This is a genomic window from Streptomyces sp. Inha503 (assembly GCF_047215865.1).
Lineage (GTDB): Bacteria > Actinomycetota > Actinomycetes > Streptomycetales > Streptomycetaceae > Streptomyces > Streptomyces lycopersici.
The window spans coordinates 7,775,194-7,794,983 of the sequence record NZ_CP178360.1 but is presented as its reverse complement, the minus strand read 5'-3'; the positions used below and the strand labels follow the sequence as shown (position 1 = coordinate 7,794,983).

Here is a 19,790-nt window from a genome sequence, read left to right as displayed (position 1 = left end):
TCAGCGCAGCTTGGGGTCGAGGGCGTCGCGGACCGCGTCGCCGAGCGTGATGAATGCGAAGACGGTGAGGCTCAGCATTCCGGCCGGGAACAGCATCACATGCGGGTTGTCCCGGATGGCGTCCTTGGCGTCGGAGATGTCGATGCCCCAGGAGATGGTGGGGTCGGCGAGGCCGAGGCCGAGGAAGGACAGCGTGGCCTCGGCGGAGATGTAGGCGCCGAGCGCGATGGTCGCGACCACGATGGTGGGGGCCAGCGCGTTCGGCAGGACGTGGCGGAACAGGATCCGGCCGGTTCCGGCGCCGAGCGCCCGCGCCGCGGTGACGTAGTCCGCCTGCTTGGCGGTGATCACCGAACTGCGCATCACCCGGGCGATGGTGGTCCAGCCGAGGAAGGCGAGGGCCGCGATCACGACGTAGACCTTGCGCTCGGTGAACGCGTTCAGCACGACCATCGAGCCGAGCAGGAACGGCAGACCGAAGAAGATGTCGACGATCCGGGAGACGATCGAGTCGATCCAGCCGCCGAAGTACCCGGCCACCATGCCCAGCAGACCGCCGACGAGGGTCACCACCGCGGTCACGCCGACGCCGACCATGATGGAGGCGCGGGTGCCGTAGATGACCCGGGCGTAGATGGAGCGGCCCTGGCCGTCGTAGCCGAACCAGTCGGCCTGGAAGAAGTGGGTCAGCTCGGGCTTGGTCAGGAAGTGGTTGGTCAGATCGCCGTTGCGCGGGTCGGTCCCGGTGAACATCCCGGGGAACGCCGCGATGGCCAGCAGCAGCACCAGCAGCACCGCCGAGACCCAGAACAGCGGCCGGTGGCGCAGCTCGTACCAGGCGTCGCCCCAGAGCGAGCGCGGCTTGCCCTGGGGGGCGGGGCCGGCGGCCGGGACGGCGTCCGCGCGGACCTGCGGGGGCGCGCTGTCGACTACCGTGCCGGACTCGGATTTGGTCATGTCAGGCATACCTGATCCTCGGGTCCAGGACCGCGTACAGCAGGTCGACGAGCAGGTTGATCACGAGAATGACGAGGACGAAGATGGTCACGACCCCGACGATGGTGGTGCCCTCACGCTGCCCAAGCGCCTTGAAGAGCAGGTTGCCGACGCCCTGGACGTTGAAGATGCCCTCGGTGACCACCGCGCCGCCGACCAGCGCGCCGACGTCGGTGCCGAGGAAGGTGACGACCGGGATCAGCGAGTTGCGCAGCAGGTGGACGCCGACGATCCGGCGGCGCGGCAGCCCCTTGGCGAGCGCGGTGCGCATGTAGTCGGCGCGCAGGTTCTCCGCGAAGGTGGTCCGGGTCAGCCGGGCCACATACGCCATGGAGAGCATCGCGAGGACGAACCCTGGCAGCAGGAGTTGCTGGAGGTCCATCGAGTCCTGGACGTTCGGTGGCAGCCAGCCGAGTTCGTCGGCGAAGATGAACCGGGCGAGGTAGCCGAGGACGAAGACCGGCATGGAGATGACGATCAGCGTGAAGATCAGGACGCCGGTGTCGGCGGCGCGGCCCGCCCTGAGACCGGCCCAGGCACCGAGCCCGATGCCGACGATGATTTCGATGGTGAGGGCCACCGCCGCGAGGCGGAGCGTCACCGGGAAGGCCATCCCCATTTCCTCGGAGACCGGACGGCCGCCGAAGGTCTTGCCGAAGTCTCCTTGGAAGAGGTCGACCATGTAGTCGATGTACTGCTTCCACAGGGGCTGGTCCAGCCCGAACTCATGGCGGAGAGACGCGACCTGCGCGGGGTCGGCGGCCTTTTCGCCCCACATCGCCCGGATGGGGTCACCGGGCAGTACGTGGACCATGAGGAAAATAATCAGAGTAGTCCCGATGAAGACCGGGATCATCTGGAGCAGTCGCCTGGCGACATAGCGCCCCATCATGCCTCCATGCCGTTGGGGGGCGGCGGAGGCCACGTCTCGTCTGCGCCACGCGGGTGGGGGGATGAGCTGCGGGCCTCACGCCTGCGGGCCGGTGCCGCCGCTCCCTGGTTGAGAGAAGCGGCGGCACCGGCCGGCGGTCCCGATGATTACTTCTTCTTCACCTGGACGTTGGTGAAGATGGGGTCGCCGTCCTGGCCGTAGGGGATCTTCCCCAGGACCTTGTTGGACTGGCCGCTGTTGACCTTGTAGAACCACAGCGGGATCGCCGGCATGTCCTTCGCGAGGACCTGCTCCGCCTGCTGGTAGAGCTTCACGGTCTCGTCGAGGGTGGCGGCCTTGTCGGCCTTGGCAGCGAGCTCGTCGAACTTCTTGTTGGCGTAACCGCTGGTGTTACCGGCCGCCTTGGAGCCGTACAGGTCCCTCATGAAGTTCGAGTTGACCGGGTAGTCGAGCACCCAGCCACCCCGGTACATGGACTTGACCTGGTGCTTGTCACGCGCGTTCAGGTCGGCCTGGAAGTCGGGCTTGGAGTCGCCGACGCAGTCGACGCCGGTGGCCTTGCGGATGCTGTTGCAGACCGCGTCCACCCAGGGCTTGTGGTCCTGGTCGGCGTTGTACTGGATCGAGATCTTGTTGCCCGGGACCCCGCCGCCCTCCTTGATGAGGGCCTTGGCCTTGGCCGGGTCGTAGGTGACCTGCTCCTTGAGCGCGCCGGCCTTGTAGCCGATCACGCCGCGGGCGACATAGCTGTCGGCCGGGGTGCGGGAGCCGTGGAGCACGGTCTTGGTGATCGTGTCACGGTCGATCGCCATGGACAGACCCTGGATGACCTTGGGGTCGATGTCCTTGAACTGCTTGGTGTAGAAGGCCGGGACGACCGACTGGACCGCCGAGTACTCCTCGTCGATCGCGCGCTTGCCCAGGTCGGACTTGTAGTTGGTCAGCGCGGTGGTCGGGACCTGCTCGATCCAGTCGAGGTTGTTGGAGCGCAGGTCCGAGTAGGCGGCGTCGGCGGTGGTGTAGTTCTTGAAGTCGATGCCGCCGTTCTTGGCCTTGTTCGGTCCCTTGTAGCCGTCGAACTTACGGACCTTGATCATCTTCTTGTGGTCCCAGGAGACGAACTTGTAGGGGCCGTTGCCGACCGGCTTCTCACCGTAGCCCTTGGGGTCCTTGAAGAAGCCGCTGGGCAGCGGGGTCCAGACGTCGTAGCCCAGCTTGTAGGCGAAGTACGAGACCGAGCTGTTGAGCTCGATCTTGAACTCGTTGTCGTTGACGACCTTCAGGCCGGACATCTTGTCGGCCTTGGGCTTGCCCTTCTCGGGGTGGACGTCCTCGTAGCCCTTGATGTCCTGGAACCAGCTGGAGTTGGTCTGGTTGTTCGCGACGTTGGCGGACCAGTTCCAGGAGTCCACGTAGGACTTGGCGGTCACGGCCTCGCCGTTGTGGAACTTCCAGCCCGGCTTGAGCTTGACGGTCCAGACGGAGGAGTCCTTGTTGGGGGTGACGGACTCGGCGTTGACATACACCAGCTTGCCGGTGCCGGGCTCGTAGTCCACCAGGCCCGCGAAGATCGTGCGGAGCACCCGGCTGCCCTGGCTCTCCTTGGCGTTCGCCGGTTGCAGCGGGTTCTGCGGCTCGCTCAGCTGGGCGGTGAGTATCCCATTCGGGTCCGCCGTGCCCTTGTTCATGTCATTGCTGCCGCTGTCGCTGTCGTTGCCACCGCAGGCGGTCGCGGCCAGCGCCACAACCGCTGCCAACGCGACCCACTTGGCGCTCTTGGCACCGCGCATGGGTTTGCCTCCTCAGGAGTCCACTGTCACTACGAGAGGGGGCGCCCGGAGACACGCTGACACCCCTGACAGCGAAAGGGACCGGAACCCCCCAGATGTGCTCGTAGGTCCGCGCTCCCCACAGCGTGTGACCCATTGACCCGAGCTCAATGGACCCCATGATTGAGCACGTCCGGCCCTTAAACCACACCTTATGGGTCTCGCTTTGGTCACAGCATCTACGCGCGGAGCTTTGAAATCCGGACAAAACTGCCCCAGACAGACACACGCGAAACGGACTGTTAACACATCATGCGGAGCTCGGACGCCGATATTCGGACAGGGAGATCCGGATAACCGCTTGACTGGCACGTTGCTGACATGGCAACAGCCCGGACCCCCGCCGTGGAGGCGGGGGGTCCGGGCCGTTGGCAGCTTACTGAGGCGCGGTGGGGCGCCTACGCTCCGTGATCGGCGCCGTAGTGCGCCTCGACACCGTAATGCGCATCGGCGCCGCGGTGCGCATCGGCGCCCTGAAGTGAGCGCCAGCGCTTGGCGCCCGGGCGTGAGCCTCGGCGCCCCCGCGCCCGGGTGGGCGCGTCAGCGCTTGGCGCGGGCGGCGGTGCGGGCGCGCTCCTTCTGGTCCAGCACCACCTTGCGGATCCGCACCGTCTCCGGCGTCACCTCGACGCACTCGTCGTCGCGGCAGAACTCCAGGGACTGCTCGAGCGAGAGCAGCCGCGGCGGGACCAGGGACTCGGTCACATCCGCGGTGGAGGACCGCATGTTGGTGAGCTTCTTCTCCTTGGTGATGTTGACGTCCATGTCGTCGGAGCGGGAGTTCTCGCCGACGATCATGCCCTCGTACACCTCCGTGCCCGGCGAGGTGAACAGCACCCCGCGCTCCTGGAGGTTGGTCATCGCGAAGGCGGTCACCGCACCCGAGCGGTCGGCCACCAGCGAGCCGTTGTTACGGGTCTTCAGTTCGCCGAACCACGGCTCGTGGCCCTCGTGGATGGAGTGGGCGATACCGGTGCCGCGGGTCGCGGTCAGGAACTCGGTGCGGAAGCCGATCAGACCGCGGGAGGGGACGATGAACTCCATGCGGACCCAGCCGGAGCCGTGGTTGGACATGTTGTCCATCCGGCCCTTGCGGGTGCCCATGAGCTGGGTGACCGCGCCCATGTGCTCCTCGGGCACATCGATGGTGATGCGCTCGATCGGCTCGTGGACCTTGCCGTCGACCTCCCGGGTGACCACCTGCGGCTTGCCGACGGTGAGCTCGAAGCCCTCCCGGCGCATGGTCTCCACCAGGATCGCCAGCGCCAGCTCGCCGCGGCCCTGCACCTCCCAGGCGTCCGGGCGGTCGGTGGGCAGCACACGCAGCGAGACGTTACCGATCAGCTCGCGCTCGAGCCGGTCCTTGACCAGCCGCGCGGTGACCTTGCGGTCCTTCACGGCCGACTTGTCGGCGCCCTTGCCGCCGGGGCCGCGGCCGACCAGCGGGGAGGTGTTGGTGCCGATCGTCATCGAGATCGCGGGCTCGTCGACGGTGATCAGCGGCAGCGCGATCGGGTTCTCCGGGTCGGCCAGGGTCTCGCCGATCATGATGTCCGGGATGCCCGCGACGGCGCAGATGTCCCCGGGGCCGGCCACCTCGGCGGGCTTGCGGGTGAGCGCCTCGGTCATCATCAGCTCGGTGATCCGGACGTTGGAGATGGTGCCGTCGCGCTTGATCCACGCGACCGTCTGCCCCTTCTTCAGCTCGCCCTGCTCGACCCGGAGCAGCGCGATACGGCCGAGGAAGTTGTCCGCGTCCAGGTTGGTGACATGGGCCTGGAGCGGCGCGGCCGCGTCGTACTCCGGCGCCGGGACGGTCTCCAGCAGGGTGGAGAAGAACGGCTGGAGGTTGTCGCTGTCGGCCGGGACGGTGCCGTCCTCCGGCTTGGTCAGCGAGGCCACACCGTCACGGGCGCAGGCGTAGACGATCGGGAACTCGATCTGCTCCTCGGTCGCGTCCAGGTCCAGGAAGAGGTCGTACGCCTCGTTGACGACCTCGTCGATCCGGGAGTCCGGGCGGTCCGTCTTGTTGATGCACAGGATCACCGGCAGCTTGGCCTGGAGCGCCTTGCGCAGCACGAAGCGGGTCTGCGGCAGCGGCCCCTCGGAGGCGTCCACCAGCAGGACCACCGCGTCGACCATGGACAGACCGCGCTCGACCTCACCGCCGAAGTCGGCGTGGCCGGGGGTGTCGATGATGTTGATGGTGACGGGGTCGCCGCCATCCGCCGGGTGGTACTTCACGGCGGTGTTCTTCGCGAGAATGGTGATGCCCTTCTCGCGCTCCAGGTCGTTGGAGTCCATGACCCGGTCGTCCACCTGCTGGTGGGCGGCGAACGCGCCCGCCTGCTTGAGCATGGCGTCGACGAGGGTCGTCTTGCCGTGGTCGACGTGGGCGACGATGGCGACGTTACGAATGTCGTGGCGCGTGGGCATGAAAGCGCGCTTCTCCCGGTTGTTGGGTGGCGGCGCGCTCCTTAAGCGGCGCGCCTTCCGCCGGGCTGATCACGCCTCGGCCTCACCCCCATGGTACGGGGACGGCGCGGGGACGAATGCCGCAGCCCATCCCGCGGCCCATCCCGCGGCGCATCTCGCGGCCCGTCCCCGCGCCGGTCACCACGCCCGGGGGCGCCTTCGGGGGCCGATGGGGCTGCGGGGTGTTCGGCGGTCTTTCCCCTCCCCGCCCCTTCCCGTTACCAGGGGCTCCGCCCCTGGACCCCGGGATTAAGGGGCGAAGCCGCATACCGACGCCACGGGAAGCGGCGGAACCCCGGCCCGAGGACCGGGGCGGACGCCTGTCGCGGGGGCCTGGGGCAAAGCCCCGGCCGCGGGGCCTGGGACGGAACCCCGCTCGCGGGGCCTGAGGCGGAACCCCGCTCGCGGGGTCTGAGGCGGACGCCAGTTGCGGGCGGAGCTCCGCCCCGGAGCCCGAGGCGGAACCCCGGCCCGGGGCCTGGCGCGAAGCCCCGCTCCGAGGCCTGGGGCGGAACCCCAGTTGCGGGGCCTGGGACCGAACCCCGCTCCGGGCCGGGGCCTGGGGCAGAACCCCGCTCCGGGGACTGGGGCGGAGCCCCGGGCCGGGGACTGGGACCGAACCCCGGGCCGGGGACTGGGACCGAACCCCGAGCCGGGGCCTGGGACCGAACCCCGAGCCGGGGCCTGGGGCGGAACCCCGGTTGCGGGGCCTGGGGCAGAACCCCGCTCCGAGGCCTGGGGCAGAACCCCGCTCCGGGGCCTGGGGCAGAACCCCGCTCCGGGGCCTGGGGCGGAGCCCCGAATTGCGGGACCTGGGGCAGAACCCCGCTCCGAGGCCTGGGGCAAAGCCCCGAGCCGGGACCGGGGGCAGAACCCCGCTCCGGGGGCTGGGGCAAAGCCCCGGGCCGGGGGCTGGGGCGGGGCCCCGGTTTCGGGAAGGGGCGGGGAGGGGAGCAGTTCGCCGCAGGCGTCTTCTTAGCGGCGGAAGCCGATGTCCTGGTAGCGGGGGGTGGCGAAGCCGAAGGCGCCCGCGTTGACCAAGCCCTTGCGCATCGCGATCAGCTGGGGGCGCTGATAGAGCGGAATCGATCCGGCCGCCGCCCAGATCCGGGCGTCCGCCCGGCTGACCAGGGAGCGCGAGGCGCCGCCGTCCAGCTCCGAGAGCGCCTGGTCGAAGAGCTGGTCGATCTGGTCGGTGCCCACCCGGGTGTAGTTCTGCTCGACGACCAGGGAGCCGTCCGCAGCGGGCTGCGGCTTGGCGTAGATGGGGCGGGCGTCGGTGGCCGGGTAGGCGGAGGCGGGCCAGGAGTAGAGGGCCAGGTCGTAGTCGCCGGTGGCGATGTGGTCCCGGAAGTAGCTCTCGGCGGAGACCTTGGTGATCTCGGTCCGGACGCCGATCTTCTCCAGCATCCGCGCGATGCGCTCGCCGACCGTGCTCAGCCGGGCGCCGGTCCGGTCGTCGGGGAGGACGAAGCGCAGCACCAGCGGCCGTCCCTTCTTCCGTACGACGGCCGTCTCCCGGAGCCGTCCGGACCGCCCGGACCGCCCGGCGTCACCGGCCGCGGGCGAGGCGCCGGAGGCGGTGGCGGACCCGGCGCCGGAAGCGGTGGCGGACCCGGTGCCGGAGGTGCTCTCCGTGGCGGGATTCGTGGAGCCCTCGGTGGCGGTCGGGGCGCTGCGCCGGAGGCTGCCCCGGTCGTCCGTCTTGCCGTCCAGCGCCTTCTGCCGGCCGGTGCCGCCCGCCCGCCAGCCCGCGTCGGCGAGCAGCGACTGCGCGGCGTTGGTGTCCGGGTCGCCGAGGGCACCGCTGTGGTCCTTGTAGCCCGGCTGGCCCGCCATCAGCAGATGGTTGCCGAGCGGTTCGGACGGCAGCCCCATCGGCTTGAGCACCAGCTTCGCCAGGGTCTTCCGGTCGATCACGCGGGCCACCGCGCGGCGCACCCGCTCATCGGCGAGCGGTCCCTTGGTGCCGTTGAGGGCGAGCTGGGTGTAGGCCGGGTCCAGGGCCTTGCGCAGGGTGAACCTGCTCAGCGCCCGGGTCCGCGCCCGGTTCTTGTCGGTGTCGTCGGTGGACGGCTCCGGCGCACCCGCCTTGCCCGGGGCCGAGGACCCCCGCTTGGCGCCCGCGGCCTGCTTGTCCGGGGCGGTGGCCTGGATGCGCCGGGCGGTGGTCCGGTCCACCTCGGCCAGGTCCAGCCGCCCGGCGATCAGCGCCTCGGCCCGCTTCTCGGCCGGGACCGCCTGGAAGACCACCCGGCTCAGCCGCGCCCGGTCGCCCCACCAGCGGGGGTTGCGGACGAGGGTGACCTCGGAGTCCGTGACCCGGCGGACCATGAAGGGTCCGGCGCCGACCGCGAGCCCCTTGTTCGCGGCCGCGGTGAAGACCGCCGGGTTGCCCATCACGCTCTTCGGGTACAGCGGGGTGAACAGCGAGCGCCAGTCGGTGTACGGCTTGGCGAAGGTGACCTTGACCTCGTGTTCCTTGTCCCCCGGTTCGACCTTGGCGATCCGGTCGTATCCGGCGTTGCGCGCCGTCCCGTACTTCTCGTCGGTGCCGCGCAGCGCCTTCCACTGGGCCTGGAAGTCCTCCGCGCCGATCGGGCGCCCGTCGCTCCACACCGCCTTGGGGTTGAGCTTGAAGACCACGACCTGCTTGGGGTCGGTCGAGGTGACGTCGGCGGAGGTCAGATAGTCGCCGTTGCGCTGGGGCCGGCCGCGGGCGTCGAGGGTGTAGAGGGAGGGCAGCACGGCGCCCGCGATCCGCTGGGTGCCCGTGTCCGCGGTCTTCTGAAAAGCGTTGAGCGTGGTGGGCGTCGCGTCCAGGGCCCAGCGCAGAGTGCCGGTGCCGGCGGTCCCGGAGCGGGGTGCGGAGGCGATGTCCCAGGCGGCGCGCGGCGGCGGGCCGTCGTCCTCCGAGCTGCACCCGGTCAGTACGGGCAGCGGCAGCATCACTCCCGCGGCGAGCAGCATGGCGCGGCGGCTCCTGGTGATGGGCATGGCTCGTACCTCCGCAGAGTGACGGACATATGCGCATTTGGCATAGTGTGACGCTGATCGCATATACTCCTCACTCAAAGCGACGGTTCATGGGACAGCACGCCGAGAGGGCCATGGAGACGGCCATGAGGGGAAAGGATCACCCGCCCGGATCAACGCGGCGGGCGCGCACTCCGGCGCGCGGCGGCGGAATCCCGCCGGTGGCGGCGCCAATCCCGACAGATCCCTTCACAACCAGGACCGTGGCGCGTAACACTCGCTGTCGCATGAGCGTCGCCAACCGCAACCGCGGAAGTGAGGGCAAGTCATGTCCTTGAACGACGACTTGACGGCCGTCCAGCGCTGTCTCGATGACCTGGTCCGTTCCGTCTCCCGGCTGGAGCAGCGGGTGGGCGCCGGCGGGCTGGAGATACGCCGCGTCCGCACCGACGCGGACCACCTGCGCGAGAGCCTCGCCCTGCTGCGCGAGACGGCTCCCGTGGAGAGATCACGCCCCGAAATGGTTCCGGTCCCCGACGCCCCGTACGACAGCGCGCTGTGGTCGGACGTCGACGACGAGGGCCTCGGCGCGCGAGATCGCCACGCGCCCTAGGGACGGGCCGCCGCGCCTCCCGTCACGGGGCGCGTCCCCACCGTCCCCCCATACCACTCCACCGCGGAGTTCCCCTTGGCCACAGGCACCGACCCGCAAGCCACCACGCCCGCGCCCGCGGAATCCGGAACGGCCCCGCACGGCGTGCACAGCGCCTCGCGCGCCGCCATCCCCGGCCGCCATCTGCGCAGCGACCGCTGGTGGCTCTCCCCCGCCATCACCGCCGCCGGACTGTTCGCGTTCATCGTCTACTCGACCTGGCGGGCCTTCGCGGGGGACGACTACTACGCCGAGCCGTATGTCTCCCCCTTCTACTCCCCCTGCGTCGCCCAGAACTGCGTACCCATGAAGGGCGGCGCCAACTGGGAGATCTTCGGCGCGTGGTGGGGCCTGTCCCCGGCGCTGCTGATCCTGATCTTCCCGCTGGGGTTCCGGCTCACCTGCTACTACTACCGCAAGGCGTATTACCGGGGCTTCTGGGCCTCGCCGCCCGCCTGCGCGGTCGCCGAACCGCGCGCCAAGTACACCGGCGAAACCCGCTTCCCGCTGATCCTTCAGAACATCCACCGCTACTTCTTCTACTTCGCGGTGATCGTCGCGGGGATCCTCACCTATGACACCGTGCTCGGCTTCCGGGACGACCACGGCCGCTGGGGCCATATGGGCCTGGGCACCCTGGTGCTGCTCGTCAACATCGCGCTGATCTGGGCGTACACCCTCTCCTGCCACTCCTGCCGCCATATCGTCGGCGGCCGGCTGAAGCACTTCTCCCGGCATCCGGTGCGCTATCGGCTCTGGGGCTGGGTGAGCGGGCTCAACGCACGCCATATGCAGCTGGCCTGGGCCTCTCTCATCAGCGTCGCCGTCGCGGACTTCTACGTCTATCTGGTGGCGAGCGGCGCCTTCGACGATCCCCGCTTTTTCTAGGAGAGGTGCTCATCCGATGACGCAAGTCGAGCGGCAGGCGTGGGACGTGGTCGTGATCGGCGCGGGCGGCGCCGGGCTGCGTGCCGCGATCGAGGCCCGCGAGCAGGGCATGCGCTGCGCCGTCATCTGCAAGTCGCTGTTCGGCAAGGCCCATACGGTGATGGCCGAGGGCGGCATCGCCGCCAGCATGGGCAACGTCAACGAGCGCGACAACTGGCAGGTGCACTTCCGCGACACCATGCGCGGGGGCAAGTTCCTCAACCACTGGCGGATGGCCGAGCTGCACGCCCAGGAGGCCCCGGACCGGGTCTGGGAGCTGGAGACCTGGGGCGCGCTCTTCGACCGCACCCCCGAGGGCAAGATCTCCCAGCGGAACTTCGGCGGCCATGAGTACCCCCGTCTCGCCCATGTCGGGGACCGCACCGGCCTGGAGCTGATCCGCACCCTCCAGCAGAAGATCGTCTCCCTCCAGCAGGAGGACAAGGCCGCCACCGGCGACTACGAGTCCCGGCTGAAGATCTTCCAGGAGTGCACGGTCACCCGGATCGTCAAGGACGGCGACCGGGTCGCCGGGGTCTTCGGCTACGAGCGCGAATCGGGCCGTTTCTTCGCCCTGGAGGCCCCGGCCGTGGTGCTGGCCACCGGCGGTATCGGCAAGTCCTTCAAGGTGACCTCCAACTCCTGGGAGTACACCGGCGACGGCCACTCGCTGGCGCTGCTCGCGGGCGCCCCGCTGATCAACATGGAGTTCGTGCAGTTCCATCCGACCGGTATGGTCTGGCCGCCCTCGGTGAAGGGGATCCTGGTCACCGAGTCGGTGCGCGGCGACGGCGGGGTGCTGCGCAACAGCGAGGGCAAGCGGTTCATGTTCGACTACATCCCGGACGTCTTCAAGGAGAAGTACGCCCAGTCCGAGGACGAGGCCGACCGCTGGTACGAGGACCCGGACCACAACCGCCGCCCGCCCGAGCTGCTCCCCCGCGACGAGGTGGCCCGCGCCATCAACGCCGAGGTGAAGGCGGGCCGGGGCTCCCCGCACGGCGGGGTCTTCCTCGATGTCTCCACCCGGATGCCGCCCGAGGTCATCAAGCGGCGGCTGCCCTCGATGCACCACCAGTTCAAGGAGCTCGCGGACGTCGACATCACCGCCGAGCCCATGGAGGTGGGTCCCACCTGTCACTACGTGATGGGCGGGGTGGACGTCGACCCGGACACCGCGGCCGCCACCGGCGTGCCCGGTCTCTTCGCCGCGGGCGAGGTCGCGGGCGGGATGCACGGCTCCAACCGGCTCGGCGGCAACTCCCTCTCCGACCTGCTGGTCTTCGGGCGCCGCGCCGGGCTCCACGCGGCCCGCTACGCCCAGGAGACCGCGGCCTCCGGCACCCGTCCGGTGCCGGACGAGGCACAGCTGGACCTGGCGGCGGCCGAGGCGCTGCGCCCGTTCAGCGCCGAGGCCGGTGAACCGGACGAGACCGCGGGCCCGGCCGGGCCGCCGGAGAACCCGTACACCCTCCACCAGGAGCTCCAGCAGTCGATGAACGACCTGGTGGGGATCATCCGCAAGGCCGAGGAGATGGAGGAGGCGCTGCACCGGCTGGCCAGTCTGCGGGTCCGGGCGCGCCGCGCCGGGGTAGAGGGCCACCGGCAGTTCAACCCCGGCTGGCACCTGGCGATCGATCTGCGCAACATGCTGCTGGTCAGCGAGTGCGTGGCGCGTGCCGCGCTGGAGCGGACCGAGAGCCGCGGCGGACACACCCGCGACGACTGCCCGGAGATGGACCGTCAATGGCGGCGGATCAATCTGGTCTGCCGGCTCTCCGACCCCTCGGGCGGGATGGCGGCCCCCGACGCCGGGCACGGCCAGATCCGGCTCGAGCGGCGTGAGATGCCGCCCATCCGGCCCGACCTGCTGAACCTGTTCGAGAAGGACGAGCTGGTGAAGTACCTGACGGACGAGGAGCTGACCCAGTGAGTGCGTACGAGGCCCACTTCCGGGTGTGGCGGGGCGACCAGGACGGCGGCGGTCTGAAGGACTTCCACGTCGAGGTCAACGACGGCGAGGTCGTGCTGGACATCGTCCACCGGCTCCAGGCCACCCAGGCCCCCGATCTGGCGGTCCGCTGGAACTGCAAGGCGGGCAAATGCGGTTCGTGCAGCGCCGAGGTCAACGGGCGGCCACGGCTGCTGTGCATGACCCGGATGTCGGTGTTCGAACGGAACGAGACGATCACCATCACCCCGCTGCGGGCCTTCCCGGTCGTGCGGGACCTGGTGACGGATGTGTCGTTCAACTACACCAAGGCCCGTGAGGTGCCGTCCTTCGTGCCCCCGGAGGGGCTGGGTCCGGGCGAGTACCGGATGTGGCAGGAGGACGTGGGGCGCTCGCAGGAGTTCCGCAAGTGCATCGAGTGCTTCCTGTGCCAGGACACCTGCCATGTGGTGCGGGACTTCGAGGAGAACAAGGAGGCGTTCGCCGGGCCGCGGTTCCTGATGCGGGTCGCGGAGCTGGACATGCATCCGCTGGACGCGGCGGCCGAGACCGGGCTCGACCGCAAGAGCACCGCCCAGGAGGAGCACGGGCTGGGCTACTGCAACATCACCAAGTGCTGTACGGAGGTCTGCCCCGAGCAGATCAAGATCACCGACAACGCGCTGATCCCGCTGAAGGAGCGGGCGGCGGACCGCAAGTACGACCCGCTGGTCTGGCTCGGCAACAAGATCCGCCGCCGGGGCCAGTAGTTCCGCTGGGGCGGTTGGGGTGTCCGACGGATCATGACGCCTGCGGCGGGCTGCTCCCCTACCCGCCCCTTCCCGATACCAAGGGCTCCGCCCCTGGACCCCAGCGTCCGGGCCAGGGCCCCGCCATGCGGCAGAGCCGCATATCGATGCAGCCAGGAAGGGGCGAAGCCCCGGTCTCGGGACCTGGGCCGGAACCGGTCTCGGGGCTTGGGGCGAAGCCCCGGCCCGACGGCCTCAGGCGGACGCCCCCGTCCAGGGTCTGGAGCGAAACCCCGATCACGGGACCTGGGGCGGAGCCCCGGTTTCGGGGGCCTGGGGCGGAGCCCCGGTCTCGGGACCTCGGCCAGAACCGGTCTCGGGGCTTGGGGCGAAGCCCCGGCCCGACGGCCTCAGGCGGACGCCCCCGTCCAGGGTCTGGAGCAAAACCCCGATCACGGAACCTGGGGCGAAGCCCCAGTTTCGGGGGCCTGGGGCGGAGCCCCGGTCTCGGGGGCCTGGGGCGAAGCCCCGGTCTCGGGGGCCTGGGGCGGAGCCCCGGTCTCGGGGGCCTGGGGCGAAGCCCCGGTCTCGGGGGCCTGGGGCGGAGCCCCGGTCTCGGGGGCCTGGGGCGGAGCCCCGGTTTCGGGAAGGGGCGGGGAGGGGAACGTTCCGCCGGGGGCGGTAGCGCTGCCGTAACGGGCCGCCGCCCGTCACCACAGGCTGAGCAGTGCCTCCACCGAGTCAGGGCCCGAGGGCTGGCCGTCCGGAAGGGCCAGCTCGAACCAGACGGTCTTGCCGAGCGGGGTCCTGCGGCTGCCCCAGCCCGCGCTGAGCAGGCCGACCAGTTGGAGCCCGCGCCCGCCCTCGTCGGTGTCCCGGGCGCGCCGCCGCCGGGGCTGGACCAGACCGCCGTCCCAGACCTCGCACACCAGCGTGCGGTCCAGCAGCAGCCGTAGCCTGATCTCGCCCTCGCCGTACCGCAGGGCGTTGGTCACCAGCTCGCTGACCAGCAGCTCGGTGGTGTCCACCAGATCGTCCAGGCCCCAGGACTCCAGCTGCTCCCGGGCCAGTTCGCGGGCCCGGCCCACGGACTGCGGGGCGCTGGGGAGGTGCCAGTCGCCGACCGACTCGGCCGACAGGCCCTGCACCCGGGCCATCAGCAGGGCGATGTCGTCCTCGCCGTGGTGGGTGTCCAGGGTGCTCAGGACGTGGTCGCAGACGTCCTCGAGGGAACCGGCCGCGGCGTTCCCGCCGTCGGCGCCGTCCGGGGTGTTGAGGGCCGCGCGCAGGGCCTGGAGCCCCTCGTCGAGGGTGTGGTCGCGGGATTCGACCAGTCCGTCGGTGTAGAGGGCCAGGAGCGCGCCATCGGGGAGCTCGACCTCGATCTCCTCGAACGGCTCGCCGCCCACGCCGAGCGGCAATCCGGGCGGGACCTCCATCAGCAGGGCGTCCTCGCCCGGCTCCACGAGGACAGGGGGCGGATGCCCGGCGTTGGCGAACGTGCAGCGCCGGGTGACCGGGTCGTAGACGGCGTAGACGCAGGTCGCGAGGTAGACCTCGGTCAGGTCCGAGGAGTCGTCGGGGGCCTTGCCGCCGCGTACGAGGGCGCGCGAGCCGGACCGCGCGTCGGCGTGCGAGCCGCCCGGTGTGCCGAGGCCCCGGGCGATCTCGTCCAGCGCGGAGAGCACCTCGGCGGGCTCCAGGTCGAGCAGCGCGAGGGTGCGTACGGCGGTGCGCAGCTCGCCCATGGCCACGGCGGCGCGCAGCCCCCGCCCCATGACGTCGCCGACCACCAGCGCGGTGCGGTGCCCCGGCAGCTCGATGACGTCGAACCAGTCGCCGCCCACCTCGGTCGCCGCGTTCCCCGGCAGATAGCGGCAGGCGATATCGAGCCCGGCGGCCTCCGGGTCGCCGGGCGGGAGAAGACTGCGCTGGAGTATCAGCGCGCGTTCATGTTCTCTGCGGTACAGCCGGGCGTTGTCGATGCTCACGGCGGCGCGGGCGGCCAGCTCGACGGCGAGCGCGCGGTCCCGTTCGCCGAACGGCTCGCTGCCCTTGGTGCGGGAGAACTGGGCCAGGCCGACGACGGTGTCCCGCGCGACCATCGGCACCACGAGGGTGGACTGGAGCATGGCCCCGAGCTCCAGGGCCTCGCTGCCGTCCCGCCCGGGGACGACGCGGACCTGGCCGGTGCGCAGGGCGTGGGCGCACAGCGAGTTGAAGGGGTAGCGGTGCACCTCGCCGACCTGGATGGGCTTGGGGTCCTCCACGGTGTTGACGCGGCAGATGTCGCCGAAGGGGACCGGGCCGTCGGAGACCGCGCTGGCGAAGGCGACGCGGCGCAGCTCGGCGCTGCCGTCGGCGAGCCCGGGCGGGGTCTCGTCGCCGGAGAGCAGCCCCTGGTAGAGGTCGACGGAGGCCAGGTCGCAGAACTGCGGTACGGCCACGTCCAGCAGCTCGCGGGCGGTGGTCTCCAGGTCGAGCGAGGTGCCTATTCGGGCCCCGGCCTCGTTCAGCAGCGCCAGATTGCGCCGTACGCCCGCGGCCTCCTGCTCGGCGCGGCGGCGGCCGGTGACATCCGTGGCGAGACCGGCGACGCCGATGGGGCGGCCGGAGCCGCTGTGCAGCCGGTAGAGCGAGACCGACCAGCGGCGGCGGTCGGGGCTGCCCGGCGCCTGGCCCACGATGGGCATGTCGGTCAGCGACTGCCCGGAGTCCAGGACCTGGCGCAGGGCCGCGGCCAGCCGGTCGGCCTCGCCGCGCGGCAGCAGATCGTGCGGGGTCGTACCGCGGTACTCCTCGGTGGGGCGGCCGAAGACCTTGGCGAAGCGCTCGTTGACGCGCAGGATCCGCAGATCGGTCCCGAAGAGGAAGAAGCCCAGCGGAGATTGACCGAAAACGGCCTGTGAAGAAGCAAGATCCGTTTCCAGTCCGCGCAACGCGCTGACGTCCACCGCGATGCAGAGCGCGGCCCGCTTCCCGTGCTCGTCCTGAGCGGGCATCACATAGACCTCGGCGATGCCATGCCCGCTCGGCGCCCGGGGGTTACGGTAGGGAACCAGCCCGGTCCACTCCCGGCCGTCGAGGATGTCGGCCACCGCGCGCTGGCCCGTCTCCTGGTACTCCGGCGGCACGAACGCCTCCACCGGATCCTTGCCGATGGCCTGGCTTGCCGTCAGCCCAAGCAATTCCGCGGCGCGTTCGCTCCACTGCGCGATCCGGCCGTCGGGCCCGAGCGCGAAGGAGGCGACCCGGATGTAGTCATAGATCGAGCCGGGAGGACTGCTCTGCCACACCGCCGACATCGAGGACATGGACGACATGTCCGACACCGAGGACTCCTGTGACATCGGCGACACCTGCGAACCCACCGTCTCCTCGGGCATATCAGCCCCCGCTGGCTTCTCGCTCATGCGCCCGTCCCCTCCGGCTCAGGTGCTCCGACCGGCTTCAGATAGCCGAGTATCCAGCACTTCGGCCATCCCGAGTACGGTCTTCACGATCACAGCACTATCTCAGCCCGCCATCAGTGTCCGTCCCGGCTTTTGGTGAAGCGCCCATGATCAGCGCTCCCCCTCACTCCTAACCGGACGGAGGCGGCTCGAACCCCATGGATTTTCCCGCGCGGGACGTTCTCAACAGGTGCGTGGACGGGTCCCCTCGGCAGCCCCGGCCGCGCGCAGCCGGCGGACCGCCTCCGCCACCGCGGGACGGTCCTCGTCCAGCCAGTCCACCTCGTCCACCCGGTCCGGGGTGAGCCAGCGCAGCTCGTCGTGGTCCTGGAGCGGGCGCGGCTCACCGGAGCGCAGGGCCGCGGTCCATACCCGCAGCACATAGCCGGGCTTGAGGGGCCATTCCCCGGGCAGCGGTTCGAGCGGCTCGACCTCGACCCCGAGCTCCTCGCGCAGTTCGCGGACGAGCGCCGCCCGCGGGGTCTCCCCGGGCTCGGTCTTGCCGCCGGGCAGCTCCCAGCGGCCCGCGAGCTCGGGCGGGGCGCTGCGCCGCGCGGCCAGCAGCCGCCCCCGGTCGAACACCGCTCCGCCCACCACCACACGCACGCTCATGATCGGCACCCTAGCCTGCGCGGATCCACACCAGAGCCCCGGGGCGGGAGCGCCCCGGGGCTCTGGAAGAGGTACGCGTTCCCGCGGACCGAAGGTACGTATTTCCGCTTACCGAAACCGAATTCGGGCTAACCGGACTGACGGGACGCGGCGGTCCGCTCGACCACGTACAGCTGCTCCCGGCCCTCGCCCTCCAGTCGGTCGGCCACCTCCTGGGCCTCCGTCCTGGTGGCGTAGCGCCCGACGCGGTAGCGGTTGCCGTTGTTGTCCTGGCGGATCACGAGCCAGGGCAGCACAGCGTTCCCGTCACTCATCTCCCCGCCCCCTCCGCTGTGGCGCGCCCGGGCGCATGACCCCGCGACACCGTTAAGGAAATCCCGATCCGCATATGCCCGAGCCTACGCCCTACCTTCACGCAGCGGATACGTGTTCTTACCAGGAGGCACTCATCCGGCCATGTCTCAGACGCCGACTCCGGCCTTCACCCGATCGCCGTCGCCGCCCTCGCCCGCCTCGTCGGCCGGGACGGCGGCCATCTCGCGCTCGGCCTCCAGCAGCGTCGGATTGCGCCATGCGCTGCGTACGCCCCAGAAGTAGAAGGCCAGCCCGATCAGCGCGACGATCACGATGTCCCAGCCGCCCGGCAGATAGCCGCGGCCGCCGAAGTCCTTGCCGCCGGCCCAGGACACCGCCGCCATGACGAGCAGATACGCGACCATCCAGGCACCGGCGGCCAGATGCGGCCGCAGCTCCGACCACGGCTTGCGCAGCTCGTACCAGGCCCAGATCGGCAGCCCGATCGCCATGATGAAGATGACCTTGCCGGTGAGCGGCCAGCGGGCCCAGTACAGCACCAGCGAGCCGAAGACCATCGCGATCGGCGCGATCACCGGCATCGCGCGCAGCCGCACCGGGCGCGGCAGCTCCGGGGAGAGGCGGCGCAGCGACATCACGGCCACCGGACCGGTGATGTACGAGATCACGGTGGCGACGGAGACGATCTCGGCGAGCGAGCCCCAGCCGCGGAAGACCGCGAGGAAGATGAAGGCGATCCCCAGGTTGAGCAGCAGCGCCGGGCGCGGAATGCCGGTCTTGGGGTCGACCTTGCCGAAGATCCCCGGCAGATGGCCGTTCTCCTGGACGCCCTGGATCATGCGCGAGGTGGTGGCCGCGTAGATCATGCCGGTGCCGGACGGGGAGATGAAGGCGTCCGCGTACAGCAGCATCGCCAGCCAGTTCAGGCCCCAGGCCAGGGAGAGATCGGCGAGCGGGGAGTTGAAGGAGAGCCCGGACCAGCCACCGTGCCGCAGATCGGCGGCGGGGACGGCGGTCAGGAAGGCGATCTGTAGCGCGACGTAGATCACCAGCGCGATGAGGATCGAGCTGATGACGGCCTTGGGCAGCGACTTCCCGGGGTCACGGGCCTCGCCCGCCATGTTGAGCGGCGACTGGAAGCCGTTGTAGGCCCAGACGATGCCGGAGACGGCGACGGCGGTGAACACGGAGCTCCAGCCGTTGGGGGTGAAGCCGCCGTTGCCGGTGACATTGCCGGTGTCGAAGTGCGACAGCAGCAGCGCCCCGGCGGTCAGGGTCGGCACGACCACCTTGAAGACGGTGATCGCGGTGTTGGTCTTCGCGAAGAGGGTGATCGCGAACCAGTTGAGGAAGAAGTAGAAGAGCAGCAGCACGGACGCGAGCGCGACACCGCTGCCGGTCAGCTCCTTCCCGTCGTACAGCGCCTTGGCCCAGCCGAAGTCCCAGGAGGACATGTACTGCACGGAGGCCGTGGCCTCACCGGGGATCACGGAGACGATGGCGATCCAGTTGGCCCAGGCGGCCAGATATCCGGCCAGCGAGCCGTGCGAGTACTGGCCGTACCGGACCATGCCCCCGGCCTTGGGGAACATCGAACCCAGCTCGGAGTAGGTCAGGGCGATGGTCAGGGCGACGGCGGCGCCGATCACCCAGGCCAGGATGGCGGCGGGCCCGGCCAGCGCGGCGGCGCGCTCGGCGCCGAACAGCCAGCCGGAGCCGATGATCGACCCGAGGCCCACGGCGGTGAGGGCCACCGGTCCGAGTGACCTTCGATAATGCGAGTGGGAACCCTGCTCCGTGCTCAAGTTCCTGGCACTCCTTTCGCCCCCCGACGACCGGACACAAACCGGTCCATCGTAAGAGCGAAACGGATGATCCCCTTCCAGTAACCCCTTTCACCTGCACTGATGTGAGTTTTGCAACAGGGGGCGCGGGAACCGGGCTCAGTTCACGTACGCACGGAGGGGGTCTTCACGTACGCCCGG

Annotated in this window: 13 protein-coding genes; 4 read left to right on the top strand and 9 right to left on the bottom strand. The window is 70.3% G+C overall.

The genetic code is table 11. The features are described 5' to 3' along the window. From ACJX2R_RS33080 to ACJX2R_RS33060, 5 genes are all read right to left on the bottom strand, one after another. On the bottom strand, positions 1–966 hold the full coding sequence (locus ACJX2R_RS33080; RefSeq protein WP_413103113.1) for an ABC transporter permease: 966 nt from the start codon (positions 964–966) through the stop codon (positions 1–3). Further along, positions 959–1,885, bottom strand: a complete 927-nt coding sequence (locus tag ACJX2R_RS33075; RefSeq protein ID WP_262703613.1) for an ABC transporter permease — start codon at positions 1,883–1,885, stop codon at positions 959–961. The genes ACJX2R_RS33080 and ACJX2R_RS33075 overlap by 8 nt, the downstream gene beginning before the upstream one ends. 149 nt (positions 1,886–2,034) lie before the next feature. After that, positions 2,035–3,678 carry a peptide ABC transporter substrate-binding protein gene (locus tag ACJX2R_RS33070; RefSeq protein WP_413103112.1) on the bottom strand — a complete coding sequence of 548 codons (1,644 nt, stop codon included), beginning with the start codon at positions 3,676–3,678 and terminating at the stop codon, positions 2,035–2,037. 579 nt (positions 3,679–4,257) lie between these two features. After that, entirely contained in the window at positions 4,258–6,153 is a 1,896-nt protein-coding gene (gene typA / locus ACJX2R_RS33065; protein WP_262703552.1) for a translational GTPase TypA, read from the bottom strand. A gap of 1,014 nt (positions 6,154–7,167) precedes the next feature. Continuing rightward, positions 7,168–9,189 carry an ABC transporter family substrate-binding protein gene (locus ACJX2R_RS33060; protein ID WP_413103111.1) on the bottom strand — a complete coding sequence of 674 codons (2,022 nt, stop codon included), beginning with the start codon at positions 9,187–9,189 and terminating at the stop codon, positions 7,168–7,170. 307 nt (positions 9,190–9,496) lie between these two features. Here ACJX2R_RS33060 and ACJX2R_RS33055 point away from each other — a divergent pair, with 307 nt between their 5' ends. From ACJX2R_RS33055 to ACJX2R_RS33040, 4 genes are all read left to right on the top strand, one after another. Then, positions 9,497–9,781 carry a hypothetical protein gene (locus tag ACJX2R_RS33055; RefSeq protein ID WP_020868672.1) on the top strand — a complete coding sequence of 95 codons (285 nt, stop codon included), beginning with the start codon at positions 9,497–9,499 and terminating at the stop codon, positions 9,779–9,781. Positions 9,782–9,856: 75 nt separating this feature from the next. Further along, positions 9,857–10,708, top strand: a complete 852-nt coding sequence (locus ACJX2R_RS33050) for a hypothetical protein (protein ID WP_413103110.1) — start codon at positions 9,857–9,859, stop codon at positions 10,706–10,708. Positions 10,709–10,724: 16 nt separating this feature from the next. After that, the gene (locus ACJX2R_RS33045; RefSeq protein ID WP_413103109.1) at positions 10,725–12,680 is read left to right on the top strand and encodes a fumarate reductase/succinate dehydrogenase flavoprotein subunit; all 1,956 of its coding nucleotides are present in this window, start codon (positions 10,725–10,727) and stop codon (positions 12,678–12,680) included. After that, entirely contained in the window at positions 12,677–13,447 is a 771-nt protein-coding gene (locus tag ACJX2R_RS33040; protein WP_413103108.1) for a succinate dehydrogenase/fumarate reductase iron-sulfur subunit, read from the top strand. The genes ACJX2R_RS33045 and ACJX2R_RS33040 overlap by 4 nt, the downstream gene beginning before the upstream one ends. 689 nt (positions 13,448–14,136) lie before the next feature. On the opposite strand, the gene ACJX2R_RS33035 is transcribed toward ACJX2R_RS33040, so the two are convergent. From ACJX2R_RS33035 to ACJX2R_RS33020, 4 genes are all read right to left on the bottom strand, one after another. Further along, a complete protein-coding gene (locus ACJX2R_RS33035) occupies positions 14,137–16,839 on the bottom strand; it encodes a SpoIIE family protein phosphatase (protein ID WP_413103107.1) in 2,703 nt (900 codons plus the stop codon). A gap of 222 nt (positions 16,840–17,061) precedes the next feature. Further along, positions 17,062–17,490: a (deoxy)nucleoside triphosphate pyrophosphohydrolase gene (locus tag ACJX2R_RS33030; protein WP_262703546.1), complete on the bottom strand. Its 429-nt coding sequence runs from the start codon at positions 17,488–17,490 to the stop codon at positions 17,062–17,064. Positions 17,491–17,618: 128 nt separating this feature from the next. Further along, the gene (locus ACJX2R_RS33025; protein ID WP_262703545.1) at positions 17,619–17,804 is read right to left on the bottom strand and encodes an SPOR domain-containing protein; all 186 of its coding nucleotides are present in this window, start codon (positions 17,802–17,804) and stop codon (positions 17,619–17,621) included. Between the two features lie 147 nt (positions 17,805–17,951). Then, positions 17,952–19,610, bottom strand: coding sequence for an APC family permease (locus tag ACJX2R_RS33020; protein ID WP_413103106.1), 1,659 nt, complete (start codon positions 19,608–19,610; stop codon positions 17,952–17,954). Positions 19,611–19,790: the final 180 nt, after the last annotated feature.